Source organism: Sporomusa sp. KB1 (assembly GCF_007830295.1).
In the GTDB taxonomy this organism is placed as follows: domain Bacteria; phylum Bacillota; class Negativicutes; order Sporomusales; family Sporomusaceae; genus Sporomusa.
In genome coordinates, this window is record NZ_VLKC01000002.1 from 2,466,196 (window position 1) to 2,484,948 (window position 18,753).

General features: G+C 40.8%; 13 protein-coding genes. All 13 read left to right on the forward strand.

What is annotated here, in order from left to right; translation table 11 throughout:
• Positions 1-12 precede the first annotated feature (12 nt).
• The 13 genes from SALPA_RS15190 to SALPA_RS15250 all read left to right on the forward strand — a co-directional run bounded on the left by SALPA_RS15190 (position 13) and on the right by SALPA_RS15250 (position 18,671).
• Positions 13-618 (forward strand): TetR/AcrR family transcriptional regulator, encoded by a 606-nt coding sequence (locus tag SALPA_RS15190; RefSeq protein ID WP_222427998.1) that lies wholly within the window; start codon positions 13-15, stop codon positions 616-618.
• Positions 619-1,387: 769 nt separating this feature from the next.
• Complete coding sequence (locus SALPA_RS15195; RefSeq protein ID WP_145095660.1) at positions 1,388-2,326, forward strand: 3-hydroxyacyl-CoA dehydrogenase family protein; 939 nt, start codon at positions 1,388-1,390, stop codon at positions 2,324-2,326.
• Between the two features lie 159 nt (positions 2,327-2,485).
• The gene (locus SALPA_RS15200) at positions 2,486-3,472 is read left to right on the forward strand and encodes a phosphotriesterase (RefSeq protein WP_145095663.1); all 987 of its coding nucleotides are present in this window, start codon (positions 2,486-2,488) and stop codon (positions 3,470-3,472) included.
• Between the two features lie 186 nt (positions 3,473-3,658).
• Positions 3,659-5,230 carry a 4-hydroxyphenylacetate 3-hydroxylase family protein gene (locus SALPA_RS15205; RefSeq protein ID WP_145095666.1) on the forward strand — a complete coding sequence of 524 codons (1,572 nt, stop codon included), beginning with the start codon at positions 3,659-3,661 and terminating at the stop codon, positions 5,228-5,230.
• Positions 5,231-5,367: 137 nt separating this feature from the next.
• On the forward strand, positions 5,368-6,963 hold the full coding sequence (locus SALPA_RS15210; RefSeq protein WP_222427999.1) for a class I adenylate-forming enzyme family protein: 1,596 nt from the start codon (positions 5,368-5,370) through the stop codon (positions 6,961-6,963).
• Positions 6,964-7,253: 290 nt separating this feature from the next.
• Positions 7,254-8,729, forward strand: coding sequence for an S-layer homology domain-containing protein (locus tag SALPA_RS15215; protein WP_186451081.1), 1,476 nt, complete (start codon positions 7,254-7,256; stop codon positions 8,727-8,729).
• Between the two features lie 88 nt (positions 8,730-8,817).
• The gene (locus SALPA_RS15220; RefSeq protein ID WP_222428000.1) at positions 8,818-10,104 is read left to right on the forward strand and encodes a GntP family permease; all 1,287 of its coding nucleotides are present in this window, start codon (positions 8,818-8,820) and stop codon (positions 10,102-10,104) included.
• A 145-nt stretch (positions 10,105-10,249) separates the two neighbouring features.
• The gene (locus SALPA_RS15225; protein ID WP_145095679.1) at positions 10,250-11,821 is read left to right on the forward strand and encodes a 4-hydroxyphenylacetate 3-hydroxylase family protein; all 1,572 of its coding nucleotides are present in this window, start codon (positions 10,250-10,252) and stop codon (positions 11,819-11,821) included.
• 84 nt (positions 11,822-11,905) lie between these two features.
• The gene (locus tag SALPA_RS15230; RefSeq protein WP_145095682.1) at positions 11,906-12,694 is read left to right on the forward strand and encodes an SDR family NAD(P)-dependent oxidoreductase; all 789 of its coding nucleotides are present in this window, start codon (positions 11,906-11,908) and stop codon (positions 12,692-12,694) included.
• Positions 12,695-12,836: 142 nt separating this feature from the next.
• A complete protein-coding gene (locus tag SALPA_RS15235) occupies positions 12,837-14,654 on the forward strand; it encodes an acyl-CoA dehydrogenase (protein WP_145095685.1) in 1,818 nt (605 codons plus the stop codon).
• Between the two features lie 77 nt (positions 14,655-14,731).
• The gene (locus tag SALPA_RS15240) at positions 14,732-16,021 is read left to right on the forward strand and encodes a CoA transferase (RefSeq protein WP_145095688.1); all 1,290 of its coding nucleotides are present in this window, start codon (positions 14,732-14,734) and stop codon (positions 16,019-16,021) included.
• An 836-nt stretch (positions 16,022-16,857) separates the two neighbouring features.
• Positions 16,858-17,646, forward strand: coding sequence for an electron transfer flavoprotein subunit beta/FixA family protein (locus SALPA_RS15245; RefSeq protein WP_145095690.1), 789 nt, complete (start codon positions 16,858-16,860; stop codon positions 17,644-17,646).
• A gap of 14 nt (positions 17,647-17,660) precedes the next feature.
• Positions 17,661-18,671 carry an electron transfer flavoprotein subunit alpha/FixB family protein gene (locus SALPA_RS15250; RefSeq protein WP_145095693.1) on the forward strand — a complete coding sequence of 337 codons (1,011 nt, stop codon included), beginning with the start codon at positions 17,661-17,663 and terminating at the stop codon, positions 18,669-18,671.
• Positions 18,672-18,753: the final 82 nt, after the last annotated feature.

Sequence of the window (18,753 nt, forward strand, 5' to 3'; positions counted from 1 at the left end):
AAAAATGAATTTTTGATTGAGAGTAAACAAATACAGATAGTGGAAGGTGCGTTAAAACTTTTTTATGTCAGGGGTTTTCATCCGACTACTATTCGTGAGATTGCAGATGCATGCAATATGTCTATGGGGCAACTTTATCACTATATTTCTTCTAAGGATGACGTATTGTATTTGGTACACCAGTACTTTCACAAGAAAGTATTTGAATTTATAAAAGCTCAAAATATTGAGCAATATGATACACCGAGTGAAAAACTTTTAAGTTTTATAAAAGCTAATATGACTTTCGCAAGCAAGAATAAAAAATTAATACAATTTATTTCAACTGAAACCAAATACCTAAAAAAGGATTATTTAAATAATGTTTTAAAAATGGAACAAGAAACTACGATTGCCAGTTATCACAAAATGCTAGAAGATGTAAATAAGGAAACACCTATCAATACTGATTTAGAGATATTAGCAAGTATATTAACATATATAGTTGCATTTTTACCTTTAAAGAGTTGGACCGTAAAAGATAAATCTTTAAATGATATTGATCGCTGCTTGTTTGATTTTATACTTAACGGTTTAGGAAAATCTGTCCAGCAAGGAGCTAATAAATTATTAGATTAAATTAAGACTTAACGTCAGAAAATATAAGAGAACAATTACAATATATAAGACGCTAAAACATCCAGCTACAGCATTATGGCATTTATGGTTGAAGAAGCCGGGGTATATGCAGAAAGATCCTAGGGAAGTGGCAGGAACGAGTAAAGCGATTGATAGTAAAAATGAATCGCTTAAAACGGAGAAACTGGAGTCAGAGTGAAAGAACAGTGTGGTCATGATCCGGCAATCTGTAGAAGCCAAAGGACCAGATTAGCGGTTTTCTTTAACCTGAGAATTAATTCGTCACTATGCTAAAAAACTTTGTTTAGAAATACACATAATTTTCTTGACGAAGATAGGGGACTATGCTATTCTAAATTTGGAACGAGCGTTCTATCTATATCTAAATTTTCGCAATATAAAAAACATTTAAAGGCGAACTGGAGCAAGGGGAATAGGAACATATGAAGCCAAATCCGGACCAGTTTGTGCATATAACGGTCGATAATCGGGTTAAATCGACCATGTTTCAGAAGTGAAGTTGTTTAACGAAGTTTTGAAATTAATTGATGAGAACGACTGGATTTTAACAACAGGATCACCACCATTTACAAGAGAGACAAGAAAAATGTCTTCATCGCGATTATGGGGGTTTTTCGAAAAAGTCAAGTCCCCAATTTTAAAGCTTGAGATTTAGTTGGAGGAAAAAAGCAAAAAGTCCAAGGCAACGCCTTGAACTATAAAGTCTCTTGACTTTTAAAAGCGTATTAATTATACGAGGAGGATTATCATGTTTAAAGATTGGAAAATATTAATTGTGGGTGCTGGTACTATGGGGAGTGGTATTGCACAATTATTTGCCAGCAAGGGTTTTCAAGTAATTCTTAGTGATAAGTTTTCAGAACAACTTGTCCAGGCAAAAGAAAGAATTAGTAACAACGTGGATAATTTGATCAAAGAGGGATTAGCAACACAAATAGAAGCCGAAAAAGCTAAAACATTAATCTCTTATGAAACAGATCTTACAAAATGTGCTTCCCAAGCAAATTTAGTGGTGGAAAGTATTTTTGAAAATGCTGACGCTAAAAGAGAAATTTTTTCACAACTTGATAAATTATGTACTTCCGATTGTATTTTCTGTAGTAACACCTCAGCTTCAAATATCTTTGAAATCGCTCAAGTATCGCATCCTGAACGGTTATTAATTACTCACTTTTTTAATCCACCGGTTATCATGGGATTAGTAGAGGTGGTAATGGGGCCGAAGACCTCAGACGAAACTCTTGATAAGGTAAATGCATTACTTACTCAGTTAGGCAAAGATCCAGCTGTAATAAAAAAATACATTCCCGGCTTTATTGTTAATCGCATAGCAACGGCTATTACCAGAGAAGCTGGGTATATGGTAACTGAGGGATGGACTACGGCTCAAGATATCGATAGAGCGCTCAGAAATACAAGTGGTATTCGCTATGCTTTTGAGGGACCTATGGCTTTGTACGATATAGTTGGTTGGGATTTGACCACGTCTGTCTCAAAGGATATTCATAAAACGTTATGTAATGATACCGAAGTCAATTCTTTGGGCAAAGAACTCGTTGCTAAAGGGGATCTTGGATTGAAATCAGGTAAAGGGGTATTTGATTATACAAGTGTAGATCCTCAACAGTTTCTAAATGAAAGATCAGCTAAAATTATCAAGATGATAAAAGCTGTGAAAGAACTATAATGGTTTCGGAGTTGGTAAGCGTCTTTTTAGTTGAGACTAATCATAATAGCAGCAAGTGAAAGTAAATAGATAATAGTAAATTGTCTCGGCTATTCCGTATTTTGCAGAAAAGAGAAATTATTCGGAGCTTTCCTGTAAATAGCATGGGCTTTAAAAGGAGTGGTTAGGACGCTAGAAAAATTAAATACAGTTACGGGTTCAATTGATGGGAATAAAGTAGGAAAAACTTTGATGCATGAGCACTTCGTATTTGGCTATCCTGGGTTTGAGGGAGATAAAACATTTGGACCGTTTGACAGAAAAAAAGCGCTTGAAATAAGTATAGCTGCTGCGGAACGGGCCAAAGCTTATGGTGTTCAGACAATAGTAGATGCAACGCCAAATGAGTGCGGTAGGGATGTAAAAATCTTAAAAGAAGTATCCGAAAAAACAGGGGTAAATATTGTCTGTGCTACAGGTTACTATTTTGAAGGTGAAGGAGCAAGCGCATATTTTAAATTCCGCAATGCATTGGGGGATGGACTGAAAGAAATTTATGAGCTAATGCTTAGGGAAGTTACTGAAGGGATAGACGATACGGGCATAAAAGCAGGAGTCATAAAGCTTGCCTCAAGCAAGAATGTTATTACAGATTATGAAAGGATGTTTTTCAAAGCTGCTGCCAAGGTTCAGAAGGAAACTGGTGTTCACATTATTACTCATACCCAGGAAGGTACTATGGGCCAAGAGCAAGCAGAATTACTTATTTCGGAAGGGGCTGATCCGAATAGAATTATGATTGGCCACATGTGTGGAAATACTGATATAAAATATGCTGCTAAAGTGCTAGAAAAGGGTGTATATATCGGTTTTGACAGGTTTGGGCTCGAAGGCTTTATCGGTTGTCCAACAGATAGAGAAAGGGAAGCTCTTGCAGTATCTTTACTTGCACTTGGTTATGAAGACAAAATCATGTTTTCTCATGATACAGTCAATGTTATGTTAGGACGGACTGTAGTATTTCCGCCAGCACTTAGGGAAATTATGGCTAATCAACACATTGCAAGAATTTTTGAGGTTATCATCCCTGATCTAAAGAAAATGGGTGTGACAGATGATCAGATCGAAAAGATAATGACCAAGAACCCTGAACATTTTTTCAGATGAGGTCTATAAGTTTTCAATTTAATTAGGTAGGCCATTAGGGTTAGTAACTCTTATTTCGTTACTTTGTTACAAATATATATAGTTTTTTGGCGAAGATTTGTGGATATGCTATTCTAAAATTAGAGCGAGCATTCCATCTATATCAAAATTTTTTCAAAATATAAAATAGTTAAGGGGGAATTAACAATGGGAGTAGGAACATATGAAGCGTATAAAGCGCGACTGCTCAAAATGAAACCAAATGTATATTTGAATGGTGAAAAGGTTGACCGGTCAGGTAACTGGATTGATGGCGGCTGCTATGTTATGAAGCAGTGCTATGATCTGGCCAATGATCCTGAGTATGCGGATGTATGTACGGCGACTTCTCACCTTACCGGCAAGAAAATTAACCGTTTCACACACATTCATCAATCCAAGGAAGATTTACTTAATAAGCAATTGATGACAAGATTACTTTGCCAACACGTCGGCGGCTGTACACAACGCTGCATGGGTTCAGATGCGCTCAATGCTATTGCGGTAGTCTCCTATGACTGCGATTTGGCTTGCGGTACAAAGTATCATGAACGCTTTAATAAGTATCTTTTATACTGCCAGGAAAATGATCTTATCTGCAACTGTGCTCAGACTGATGTAAAGGGGTCGCGTAATCCTAAGTATAAAAGAGCTCATATGCAACCAGATCCGGACCAGTTTGTGCATATAATCAAGACAGATGTGGATGGCATAGGCGTTGACGGAAAACCTTGTAAGGGTATTATCGTTCGCGGGGCAAAAATCTGCAATTCCAATGCGCCGTATGTTGATGAAATTATTGTTAATCCGACTAAGTTTATGGGTAAAGGCGATGAAGGCTATGCAGTAGCCTTTGCTTTGCCGGCCGATTGGGATGGCATTAAGCTTATGGCGCTTCCTGGCCAGCATCACAAACGGAAACATATTCAGGCTCCATTTAATCAAGTCGGAGACGTAGAATCACTGACGATTTTTGATGATGTATTTGTTCCTGAAGATAGGGTGTTTTTGAATGGTTTTGACAATCCAGATGTACTTCAGTATGCTGGCTACCTGGCACTGATGTTTGCTCACTTTCACAGACATTCGTATACTGGCTGTAAGACCGCAGTTTCCGAAGTTATTGCCGCACAGGCAGCTTTAGTAGCTGATGTCAATGATATTGCTAAGGAGCCGCATGTTCGTGAGAAAATATGTGAAATCATTAGCACGGCTGAATTGGTATTCGCAGCAGGTCAGTCTTCGGCATTGAGAGCAGTTAAATTCCCTAACGGATCCTGGGTACCAGATGAAATTCTAACCAATGCAGGCCGCAAACTGGCAGGACAAAAAATTTACCATGAATATGAGACACTGGCAGATCTGACAGGCGGAATTTGTGCATCGCTGCCAACGGAAGAATCCTTCTACGCACCTGAGACAGCTGAGCTTTGCAATAAATATATTATGAGAAATCCGGATTATACAGCGGAGGAAACGCACAGAGTTATGCGCATGATGGAGGATAAGCTTTGTGATCCTTTTGAGGCAGCCCAAGCTGTTGCTGGTGTACACGGTGGTGGATCACCGCTTATGGAGACCATTACTATGATGAGTCGTTACGATCTTGAGCCACTGAAAGATATTGCAAAATACCTTGCTGGCTTTGAGGGTGTAAAGTGTCCTCGTTACGAGCGCAAGACAGTGACACCAAGAGCTATGCTGGATAAATTTAAGAACACTCAGATAGACAAAAAGTAAGAAGATGTTTTTTTCACGTTGGTACGATGGGGTATATCAGCTTATCGTATCAACGTATATTGCCATGATATGATTATGATAGTTTCCGCTGAAACCGTTATCTAAACTAAGGTAGGCGAGATATCATGAGACCACAAATGCCAATTATAGAACTGGAGACACAAGCTCATTTAAAAGGAAGGCGTTTAGAATTTGAGAGTATAGCCCAAATGCTAACAATACGATCAAGGGAGACTCCGGAAGCATCACATGTGTACTACTATGATCAAAAATTAACTTATAAAGATACCAATGAACGAGCAAATCAGGTAGCTAATTTCCTTAAAGAAAAGGGTGTCAAAAAGGGTGACATTGTGGCTGTGATGATCCGGAATGCTCCCGAAATCTACTATACTATGTGGGGTGCTCAAAAGCTGGGGGCGGTAGCCCTAGCCATGAATTATTGTTTAAAGGGCCCGGAAATTGCGTATGTGCTGAATGATGCTAAGCCGAAGGTAGCTTTTGTTGGAAGTGATTATTTAGATGAATTTGTCAAAGGTCTTGATCAGGCCAAGTCTAAGCCCTATGTGATTGAAGCTGTAACTGATGTAGCTCACGAATCAGCTATAGCGCAAAAAGAGCTTGCAGACATTTTGGATCAATATCCCACAGATGAATGTCTAGTCAAACAAAGTCTTGATGATCCTTTTATGTTATTATACTCATCCGGTACTACTGGTCAGCCTAAGGGAATTTTGCTTTCTAACAGAGCTCAGCTTTCGCAGTGCCGGAATATTAACCGGCAGGGTTATATCAAGGGCAATGATGTTATGATGATAATGCTGCCCATGTTTCACACCAATCCCCTGTGCGTGTTTACTTACCCAATAAGCTATGCTGGGCAAGCTCTATGTATCCGTAAGAAATTTTCTCCCCCTGAATTTTGGCCAGCGGTTATGCGATACGGAATTACCATTATTATGGGCGTACCCACAATGTTTGACTATATCTTAAGTAAGGTTGAGCCGATTGATATTGATCTGTCCAAGGTAAAAATACGTTATGCATTTACCGGCGGTGCGTCTCTTTCGTTGGCAACACGAAGAGAGTTTAAGAAGAAATATAACATAGATTTTTTAGTAGGCTATGGTCTCACCGAGGGATGCGGAGGAAACACTACGGAGCCGGCTCTCGGGCATTTTAAGGATGGCTCATGCGGGATGACTCATCCGGGGGAACAAATTGAGATCATGGATGAAGAAGGTAACATACTGCCCAACAATGTAGATGGTGAAGTCTGCATCAAGGGTGATTGTGTTATGATGGGTTATTTGAATAAACCTGAGCAAGCTGCAGAAATCATGAGGGGAGGTTTTTTGCATACAGGTGATATAGGTCATTTTGATGACGATGGTTATCTGTACATTGTTGATCGTAAAGGGGACATGATTATACGCGGAGGAGAGAATATCTATCCACGCCAGATAGAGATTGTCCTGGAGGAGCACACGCTGATTGCTGAGGTTGCAGTAATTGGAGTTCCCGATAAGTACCTAGGTCAGCAAGTAAAGGCCTATATTGTACCCAAACAAAAGGGTTCAATGACTGCAGAGGCGACTAGAAAGTGGTTGTTGGAACGTATGGCTAAGTACAAAGTACCCGTATTGTTTGAGTTTGTAGATCGACTTCCTCGAACCCCAAGTGGTAAGGTTCAGAAGTTTAAGCTGTTTGAGGAAAAAATCCCCCGCTCATAACTGTAAATCATTATCTTAGACGCTGTTGTAAGGAATAAACAACTTATATATTTTTTTAATGTTAAAAACATAAATAAGGAATAAACGACTTTATATATTTTTTAATGTTAAAAACACAACGAAAATGAGCACGTATTAGTCAGCGCGGAAGATAGTAACTTTGGCATGGTAAATTGTTAGAATATTCTAAGTATATAAGGGCGGTAGATGTCAATATGATTATTAAAGGCATCTATAAATCGAAAAAGGTTATGTTGAGAAGTCTTAGATATAATAGGGGAGTGATATTCATGACAAAGAAATCACAGCTAAAAAAATGGTTATCTATTGTACCGGTGGCGCTTATGACCGTTACCATGAGCGGAACTACCATGATCCCAGGCACCGTTCAAGCTGCGCTTGGCCAGTCCTTTAACGATGTTCCAGCAAACCACTGGGCCTATGCTGCCGTAACGAAACTGGCTAATGCCGGTATTGTTACTGGCTACGACAACAGCTACTTCAAAGGTGATAGAACTATAACCCGCTACGAAATGGCCGTTATGGTGGCAAAAGCGATTGACAAATATGACACAGCCAACGATGCCGACAAGCAGGTAATTGATAAGCTGTCTGCTGAATTTGCCAGCGAACTTAACAAGTTAAGCGGCCGGGTAACGAAAGTAGAATCGAAAACGAATACCTGGCTCAGCGGTGAAACCCGGTTCCGCTTTATGGGAAATGATGCCAATGCTCCCGGTGCCAAAAAACTCAGCGGTTCCGACAGATTTGAGTTTCGTCAGCGTATTAAGATTAATGGCAATATCAATGAAAATATATCCCTGACAGCCCGGATGAATGCCACCACCAAAATGGGTAACTACGGCGCTTCCAGTGGCGATGCAATGACCATGGATATCGCTGCAGTGACTGCCAAAAATGCGCTTGGCTTAGATAGTATTCGTTTGGGGCGTTACTTTTACGATCCCTTTACCCATGGCCTGTTCGGCAAAGCGATTGGTGTTGATGGCGTTCGGGTTGACAAAACCATCGGCACTACCCGGTTTACCGGATCAGTTAATAATGTTGTCGGCAATGGTAGTGCCGCAAACGCGTTCAAAGACAGTGCTGTGGGGGATGCTGAAACCGTTACAGCGGCGCAACTTACCTTTAAAGCAAGCAACAAGCTTAATCTGACTGGCGGCTATTACTGGTCTGATGTTCCTGGTACCAGCAGCACAGCCGGAGTTGGTGGCACTATGAATATCACTACCGGTGACAGCTTTGATGGCTCGAAAGGCTGGGCTGTAGGCTTTGATGCCAAAATAGGGGATAAACTGCTGCTTATGGGTGACTATGTTTCCACTAAACTTAACGATGTCAATGGATCGCACCTGTCCGATAGTCCTAAGGGCTGGGCTGTAGAACTTACGAGCGCCACCAAAATGCCGGCGGCCTACTTTGAGGCCAAACCGCTGACAGACTATAGGAAAGTCCACGACTTTGGCTGGTCGATTTCGTANCGCAGCGTTGAGGCNGGCGCCACTCCGTATGGTATTGGCGGCTTTGACGGTCAAGCTGTAAGCTCTACGTCTGGAGCATATCCAACCTATATGAAAGGCACTGACAATATCAAAGGTGTATCCATAGCCCTGGCCAGCACGATTGCTAAGAATGTAACTTGGACGATTGGAATGCAAGACCTCAAAATTAAGGATAGCAGCCTTACTGGCGGAGTAAGCGACCTCGGCAAATCGTATTTTTCGAAGGTTGAGTTCTTCTATTAAGAGCCCGCTACAGGGAAGTAGTTAATCAAAAACATAACGAGAAATAAATTTGGGGGTAGATAATATGTTAGCACCTGTAGGTATTATCTTGGGAATTGCTCTTTTAGTTTATTTAGCAATTAAAGGTGTCAACATCGTAGTTATTGCGCCGTTGGCGGCATTAGTAATTATTTTAACTAATGGAATGTCTTTGCAAGAGGCATTTTTTGTCGGGAAGACATCGTATTTAGCGGGACTTGGCGGCTTTATTACCGGCTTTCTTCCAATATTTATATTGGGCGCGGTATTAGGTAAATATTTGGAGGACAGTAAAGCAACAGTAAGCATTGCCAATAGTATTTTTAAATTGACCGGTAAAGAGAATGCCTATGCGGTTTTAATAGCGATATCATTAATATCCGCAGTATTGACATATGGTGGTGTAAGCTTATTCATTGTAATCTTTACAATCGTTGCGCTTGCCAGACCTATTTTTAAGGAATTGAATTTGCCGTGGCGCCTTGTAATGGTACCTATGATTTTCGGTGGTACGACATTTACCATGACCATGGTACCGGGGACGCCATCAATACAAAATGTTATTCCAACCGCATTAGGAACGACTCTTGCAGCCGCACCCTTGATGAGTATTGTTGTTACCATAATTTCAGCCATAATGGGCTTAGTGTATATGAAATGGCAGCTGAAAAGGGTTTTGGCTACAGGAGAACATTACGAAGAGAGTGGTCAAGTGATAAATTCCGATGTAAATCCGAATGAGTTGCCTTCTCTTTTTGCATCAGTACTACCCATGGTAGTTCTGATTGCAATCATATTCATAGGTAGTGCAATGCATATTTCCAATATAATAGTTCCAGCGCTATTGGCTGCGGTTATTGTGGCTGCGGTTGTGCTATCTAACCATATACCAAATCAAATTAAGACGCTTAATGCGGGGGCAACCAATTCCTTATTGCCAATTATTTTTACTGCTGCAGCGGTAGGCGTTGGGAGTGTCGTAGCTTCGGCTCCTGGTTTTAAATTATTGCAAGGTGGTATGAGTAGCCTGCCTGGAGGAGCATTAACGCAAATACCAGTTATAACTGGATTCCTTGCTATGGTTACAGCTTCAGCATCTGGTGCTTTGGGAATTGCTATTCCTCTATTCGGCAAATCATGGATAGCTTCCGGTGTATCACCTGAGGTAGTACATAGAATTTCCGCTATGGCTTCTTCAACATTCTCAGCTATGCCCCAGAGTGGTTTTATATTTTCTTGCATGGCGGTTTTTGGTTTATCGCACAAAGAAGTTTATAAACACATTTTCTTTCTTGGCTTAGTTGGGGGCTGTATTTGTTTAGCAGCAGCAATGATTATGGCGGTTATCATTTATTAAATATAGGAAAATTTATCATTAATACAAAATGTTTATAAGCAGCTTGACGTGAATATTTGGATATGCTATTCTAATTACATAGAACGAGCGTTCCATCTATATCAAAATTTTTTCAAAATATAAAATATTTAAGGGGGAATTAACAATGGGAGTAGGAACATATGAAGCGTATAAAGCGCGACTGCTCAAAATGAAACCAAATGTATATTTGAACGGTGAAAAGGTTGACCGGTCAGGTAACTGGATTGATGGCGGCTGCTATGTTATGAAGCAGTGCTATGATCTGGCCAATGATCCTGAGTATGCGGATGTATGTACGGCGACTTCTCACCTTACTGGCAAGAAAATTAACCGTTTCACACACATTCATCAATCCAAGGAAGATTTACTTAATAAGCAATTGATGACAAGACTACTTTGTCAGCACGTCGGCGGCTGCACACAACGCTGCATGGGTTCAGATGCGCTCAATGCTATTGCGGTAGTCTCCTATGACTGCGATTTGGCTTGCGGTACAAAGTATCATGAACGCTTTAATAAGTATCTTTTATACTGCCAGGAAAATGATCTTATCTGCAACTGTGCTCAGACTGATGTAAAGGGGTCGCGTAATCCTAAGTATAAAAGAGCTCATATGCAACCAGATCCGGACCAGTTTGTGCATATAATCAAGACAGATGTGGATGGCATAGGCGTTGACGGAAAACCTTGTAAGGGTATTATTGTTCGCGGGGCAAAAATCTGCAATTCCAATGCGCCGTATGTTGATGAAATTATTGTTAATCCGACTAAGTTTATGGGTAAAGGCGATGAAGGCTATGCAGTAGCCTTTGCTTTGCCGGCCGATTGGGATGGCATTAAGCTTATGGCGCTTCCTGGCCAGCATCACAAACGGAAACATATTCAGGCTCCATTTAATCAAGTCGGAGACGTAGAATCACTGACGATTTTTGATGATGTATTTGTTCCTGAAGATAGGGTGTTTTTGAATGGTTTTGACAATCCAGATGTACTTCAGTATGCTGGCTACCTGGCACTGATGTTTGCTCACTTTCACAGACATTCGTATACTGGCTGTAAGACCGCAGTTTCCGAAGTTATTGCCGCACAGGCAGCTTTAGTAGCTGATGTCAATGATATTGCTAAGGAGCCGCATGTTCGTGAGAAAATATGTGAAATCATTAGCACGGCTGAATTGGTATTCGCAGCAGGTCAGTCTTCGGCATTGAGAGCAGTTAAATTCCCTAACGGATCCTGGGTACCAGATGAAATTCTAACCAATGCAGGCCGCAAACTGGCAGGACAAAAAATTTACCATGAATATGAGACACTGGCAGATCTGACAGGCGGAATTTGTGCATCGCTGCCAACGGAAGAATCCTTCTACGCACCTGAGACAGCTGAGCTTTGCAATAAATATATTATGAGAAATCCGGATTATACAGCGGAGGAAACGCACAGAGTTATGCGCATGATGGAGGATAAGCTTTGTGATCCTTTTGAGGCAGCCCAGGCTGTTGCCGGTGTACACGGTGGTGGATCACCGCTTATGGAGACCATTACTATGATGAGTCGTTACGACCTTGAGCCACTGAAAGATATTGCAAAATACCTTGCTGGCTTTGAGGGTGTAAAGTGTCCTCGTTACGAGCGCAAGACAGTGACGCCAAGAGCTATGCTGGATAAATTTAAGAACACTCAGACAGAAAAAAAATAAAAAGATGAGTAACACGGCGTTGTGGCGGGCAACGCAGCTCGTCCAATGCCGTAAAATGTTCATATAATGGGGGAGGGAATTTTAATGGCCAAGGAAATTAAAAAACCTAGCTTTGATTTGAACGATAAGGTAGCTATTGTTACTGGGGGCACAAAAGGAATCGGCTATGCTATTGCATCTACCTTTGCAATGTACGGATGCAACGTGGTTATTACCAGTCGTACCCCGGAAGACTGTGAACGGACTGCAAAAGATATTAATACTCTTTATGGCGTTAAATGTCTTGGAATTGCTGCTGATTCTTCTAATAAAGAAAATATCGATGCAGTAGTTGCTAAAACTGTTGAGGCTTTTGGCAAGATAGATATTCTCATTAATAACGCGGGTATCAGTGGAAAAACCGCTAGCCTTTTGGAACAGACTGAGGATAGCTTTATGAAGGTTATCGATACTAATCTTAAGGGTTGCTTCTTGTTTGCAAGTGCTGTTGTTGCTCAAATGGCGAAACAGGGTAAAGGCGGTAAAATTGTAAACATCGCTTCTGTTGGTGGTCTTATAGGCGGCAAGAGTGTTGCTCCTTATGGCGCTTCAAAAGCTGGTGTTTTAAGCCTTACTAAGACGATGGCTAATGAGTGGGCACGGTATGGTATTACTGTAAACGCAGTTTGTCCTGGATATGTCATTACTGAGCTTAATCAGGATATTTTTGCTAATCCTGAGATTAAAGCTAAGATGGAAAAAAGAACAGCCGTCCGTAGATTAGGATGTGTGGAGGAAATTGCCGGTCCTGTATTAGCAATGGTTTCCGATTCCTTTAGTTATATGACTGGCACTTATATCCTTCTAGATGGCGGTCAGACAATCGGCGGCTAATTTATATTTAAATAACGCTGTAACCTTCTACGCAAGGTTACAGCGTTATTTAAAAAGCAATAAAATGATTAAAACTTTTTAGTATTTCAAGATTGTTAAGTGGCTCGATTATTTGGAAATATTTTATGCAGGGGGAATCACTGTGGCAGGTACGAAATTTTTATACGATAAGAGAGAAATTAAATTTGTTCTGAACGAATGGTTGGATATGGACAAATTATTCGCACTTACAGAATATCAAGACTGCGCCGGCATTATTGATCCTATCATTGACAATACGTATAATATCTGTCGAGACGAAATTGCTGTGATTAATGACGACTCGGATAAAATAGGTGTTCATTTTACAGATGGCAAAGTAATCACTCCTGATTCATTTAAAAAGGCTTACCAAGTTATTAACGATGCTGGTTTGGGCGCGGTAAATGCTGATCGTGAAGCAGAGGGGCATCTTCCTTTAACTTTAATTCAGGCTAATTATGAGATGCTTAGTCATGCCAGTCTTGCTTTTACAGGTTTCTGGGGCTTGACTTCTGGAGTCATATCGGTTATTCAGCAGTTTGGCAGTGAGTTTTTAAAACAAAAGTTCTTGGCTAAGATGTGCGATGGCAAGTGGGGCGGAACTATGAACTTAACCGAACCCAATGCAGGTACTGATGTTGGAGCAAATGTTACCAAGGCTTTTCCTACTGATGAGCCGGGTGTTTACAAAATTAAAGGTCAAAAATTATTTATAACTGCTGCTGATCATGACCTTTGTGAAAATTTCATCCATCTGGTATTGGCCCGTACGGAAAATTCCCGCCCGGGTACAGCAGGGTTATCGCTGTTCATAGTCCCCAAATATTGGGTAAATGATGATGGTACCCTAGGTGAATCTAATGATGTTATTACCACCGGAATTGAAGAAAAAATGGGTCAGCATGGTTCCCCTACTTGTGCTTTATCTTATGGTGAAAATGATAACTGCCGCGGCTATATTATTGGTAATCCGCCAGATGAAAGCGGTAAGGGCGAGGGAATTGCGCAGATGTTTGTAATGATGAATGAAGAACGGTTGAATACCGGGACACAATCTCTCGCAGCAGCATCGGCAGCTTATAATTTAGCCAAGGAATATGCTAAGGTAAGAGTACAAGGCACGAAGTTTACAGATCCTAAAGGCCCTAAAGTGCGCATTATTGAACATGAGGATGTTCGTCGGATGCTGATGTTACAAAAATCCTGCACTGAAGCAATTCGGGCCCTGATTTTTAAGAGCAGCTATTATCTGGACTTGGCTCATAGCAGTCAAGATGCTGAAGAGCGCGAGTTTGCTGATGGAATGTTTCAAATTAGCAATCCGCTGTGCAAAGCGTATGCCTCAGATTTATCGTGGCCATTAATTGGTGAGGCTATACAGGTTCATGGTGGCTACGGTTATATTTCCGAATATCAAGTTGAACAATTGGCACGTGATTCTAAAATTAATTCCATTTGGGAAGGAACTGACTTTATTCAGTCTTTGGATCTAGTGGGTCGTAAATTTGGCCTGAAAAAGGGAAAGGTGTTTAAGGACTGGATTGGAGATATCAGCAATTTTATTGAGGCTAACAAAGATGCCGAAGGTTTTGAACAAGAATTTAAAATCCTGCAAGCTGCATTAGAAGATTACAACGCCACAATTGAGCAACTGAGGCAATATATGAAAGATGGTAAAGCCCAGATGATGCCATTATTCTCTACTCGCATTCTTCATGCTTCTTCAATGCTTTATTGTGCAAGACTGATTCTTGACCAAGGAGTATTGGCTAGTAAGAAATTAGAAGCGAGCAAAGCTGATGCTAAATTTTATAAAGGCAAAATTGCCAGTGCACGTTTTTATGTCAAAAACGTTTTGCCAGAGGTTGCTGTCATTCGTAAAGTAGTGGAAATCGGTGACGCTTCCGCCATTGATATTGCTGAAGACTGTTTTGGTTAATTCAATAGTAAGGCTATGCAGGCTGACACTGAACAAGTGTCAGCTATCCAAATCAAATCATTAGGAGGAAACGACTTATGAGCAGATGGGAAAACCTTGAACACAAACCAGCACCTCTTTTTGCCCCTGTATTTGGGCCTTTATCAGGTATTAGGGTATTACTTAACGGAACTGTAGTAGCAGCTCCTTTTTGTGCCACGATGATGAGTGACTTTGGTGCTGAGGTTATTGCACTTGAGAGACCAAAAACAGGTGGAGATCCAGCTCGGCATCAGAAACCGCAAATCACAAAGGAAGGTAAATCCATTAGTGGTGCCTGGATACAGAATGCAAGAAACAAACTGAGTTTTTCATTAGAGACTAACTTTAAAAAAGTTCCTGAATCCAAAGAAATATTTTTATCTCTCGTTAAAAATGCGGATGTTTGGATTGAAAACATGGTCTGGATTGATAAATTGGGCATTACAGATGAGATGTTGATGGAAGTCAATCCAAAATTAATCATTTGTCATATTAGCGGTTACGGAACATCTGGCTTTGGCGGTGATCAGAGACATATAGACCGCCCCGGATATGACCCATTGGGACAGTCTGAATCCGGTTGGTCTTTGCTTCAGGGTTATCCTGATCGTGAGCCTTACTATGCGCAGCAGTATGTAGGTGACTACCTGACAGGTTTAATTGCAGTCAACGGAATTCTGATGGCTTATATGAATGCACAAAAAACCGGCAAGGGTCAACGCATCGATGCCAGTTTGACTGAAAGCTGGATGAGGGTAATGGATGACAACTTTGTGCTATGGACCATGAAACAAACTCTCAAGCGCAGACAAGGAATCAAGCAGGTCGCTTACCAGCCGGGAGGTGTTTTTGAATGCGGGGACGGAGGATTTATTAATCTTGGTTCCTATGGAAAGAATGCGTACAATAATGTATTAAAAGGCTTTGGCATTGATACGGATAAGTACTCCTACGAAGAATGCAGCAGTTCGCCTAACGCAGTTGCCAGCCCACTGGGCCGTGAACTGGATGGTATTTTCCAAAAATTCTTTAAGGAACATACCGCACAGGAAGCAATAAATATTTGCATTGACAACAAAATTTCAGCAGCTCATATTAAAACCGCTGAGGAAGTTTACAATGAACCGCACTGGCGCAAAAGAGGCGACTGGGTAAAATACACCGATCAGACTCTAAACGAGGAAGTGGAAGCCTTTGGTGTCATGCCTAAACTTTCAGAAACTCCGGGGGAAGTATGGCGTGGCGCTCCGGCTTTAGGGCAGGATACAGAGAGAATTCTTACTGATTTGTTGGACTATAGTGCTAGTGAAATCGAGGCTTTAAAAGGTAAAGGTATTATTGACTGAATAGGTTTAAATAAATATTTATAAACGAACACCACCTCATAGTTCATTTCTGTAAACATAAATCAAAACGGTATTTTCACATCACATAATTGATGGTTGCTAGTCAAGAGCAATCATCAATTATGATGATAAAAAATAATTGTTTAGTACTATAAAAAACAGCATGTTGGAAAGGAAAAACAAGGAGTTAGTGTAAGCCGTTGAGGGTTTGTTTAGTGTACCGGTGCCATTTCTTGGCGACAGTACATTATTTATCGCTTTAAAGGAATTATTGATATTGGTTATGTTGGCGTATTCATTGCATTTTTGCGCTGGACGGTGTTGAAAACAGCTCGGTTCGAGAACACCGTCGAAGCAGTTGCCATTCTTGGATTTATTGCTCTTATTTTACCGGGGACCTTTTATACCGACATATTGCCGAACCAAGGCTCATAACGCCGAAGAAAAGGTTTGTACGCTGGATAGCGTCGAATTTTTGGCTCAATCTCTTGATAAGGCAAATTAATCATAATATATTTTGAAGAATGTGTTTTACTGAATAACTAAGCTACCTTTTCTATTATTTATCATCTAGTCAATTTATATTTTGGCGGGAATTTAAAATGGTATTGAAAGGGGGGATTTTGAGAAACGTAGATTATTCAGAGTGAGACAGCCGTCAATTGGTTCTAATGAAGGCAACCAAATTTTTGCGGCTATGATGTCAGCAAGGAATATTCTAATGAAATTACTGATGGGGATTTCAAAATAGTCCTGATTTTGAAGAAACAAATCAAATTTAAAGAATCGTTATTGTAAGAGAAACGCTTAAGTAACGGCTAAAGGAGGAGTAGTTTATGGATATTTTAGTTTGTGTAAAGCAGGTACCGGATACAGCTGAGATAAAAATAGATCGAGAAACGAATAGACTTATTCGAGATGGTGTGCCAAGTATTTTAAATCCATTTGATGCCAACGCCCTAGAAGCGGCAGTTCAGCTAAAAGAGGCTAACGGTGGTACCGTAACTGTACTGACCATGGGGCCGGAGCAAGCCAAAAACATGTTAAAGGAATGCATCTCACTTGGCGCTGACAAGGCAGTGTTGGTAAGCGATAGAGTGTTTGGCGGGTCTGATACTTTAGCGACAAGTTACATATTGGCTAACGCCATTAAAAAACTTGGCAAGTTTGACCTTATTCTTTGCGGCAAGCAGGCCATCGACGGAGATACTGGGCAAGTTGGGCCGGAAATCGCAGAACATTTGGAAGTAGCTCAATTGACCTTTGTCGCGAAAATAGATATTAAAGGCGATACTATTACCGTTAACAGAGAGCTTGATGAAGGCTATGAAGTTGTAGAAGCCAAGTTCCCGGCAGTAGTTACGGTGGTTAAATCGATTAATACTCCCAGATATCCGTCTATCAAGAGTAAAATGGCCGCTAACAGAGCAAAGATAGACGTAATTACTGCTGCAGATTTGCCAGAAATTAATCCAGAAAAAATAGGTCTTAAAGGTTCACCGACAAGAGTAAAGAAAACATTTACCCCTCCTAAAAGAGAGTCTGGTATTAGAATTTGTGAAGAAACGGGCAGTGCAGCGGCACTAAAATTAGTTGAAAATTTAGTGGCAGCTAAACTTGTTTAAGGGGGAGTGGAATAATGAATATTGCTGACTATAAAAATGTATGGGTATATATTGAACATACTTACGGAGAAACAAAAAATGTAGGTTTAGAGTTATTAAGCCAAGCCCGAGTTTTGGCTGATGCTAATCAGGAAAAGGTTATTGCTGTCGTTATTGGCAAAGAGGTTGATGCGGTAGTTAAATTGGCTGTTGCTTACGGCGCTGAGGAAGTGTTGCTGGTAGAAGGCGATGAATATAAAGACTATACTACTGATGCCTATACCAATGCTATGGTGAAGTTAGTCGAAAAGTATAAACCCTCGGTCCTCTTAATCGGAGCTTCAAATAACGGCAGAGACTTAGGCCCGCGGGTTGCAGCACGCCTGAAAACAGGGTTGACGGCTGATTGTACAGGCCTTGCTGTTAATGAGGAAACCAAAGATGTTGCATGGACCAGACCGGCATTTGGCGGTAACCTAATGGCTACCATTTTTTGCTCTGATACCAGACCACAGATGGGTACAGTAAGACCTGGCGTATTTAAAAAGGCTGAGCCTGATACCGGTAGGACGGCACCGATTACCAAGGAAGAGATCCATATGCCAGCTGAGATGATTCGCACAAAAGTAGTTGATTTGATAAAAGCGGTAAGCGATTCTGGCGTTAAGATTGAAGAAGCAGATATAATTGTTTCCGGCGGCAGAGGCATGGGTAAACCTGAAAATTTTGCTTTACTTAAAGAACTTGCCAACCTTCTGGGCGGAGCTGTTGGAGCATCAAGGGCAGCTGTAGATGCAGGCTGGATGCCTCCGTTACAGCAAGTAGGCCAGACAGGCAAAACAGTAAGTCCTAAGATTTACTTTGCTTGCGGTATTTCAGGAGCTATACAACACTTGGCAGGCATGTCCGCTTCAGATGTTATTATAGCCATTAATAAAGATCCTGAGGCGCCGATTTTTGATGCGGCCGATTATGGTATTGTAGCCGATTTATTTGAGGTTGTTCCTGTTCTCATTGAAGAAATCAAGAAAATTAAAGCCAAATAATTCGTTAAAAAGATAATTCTCCAATAAGAAGAGGATGGTTGAACTTTAAATGCGGGGGTGCTGCGTAGATTTGGGAGGAGTT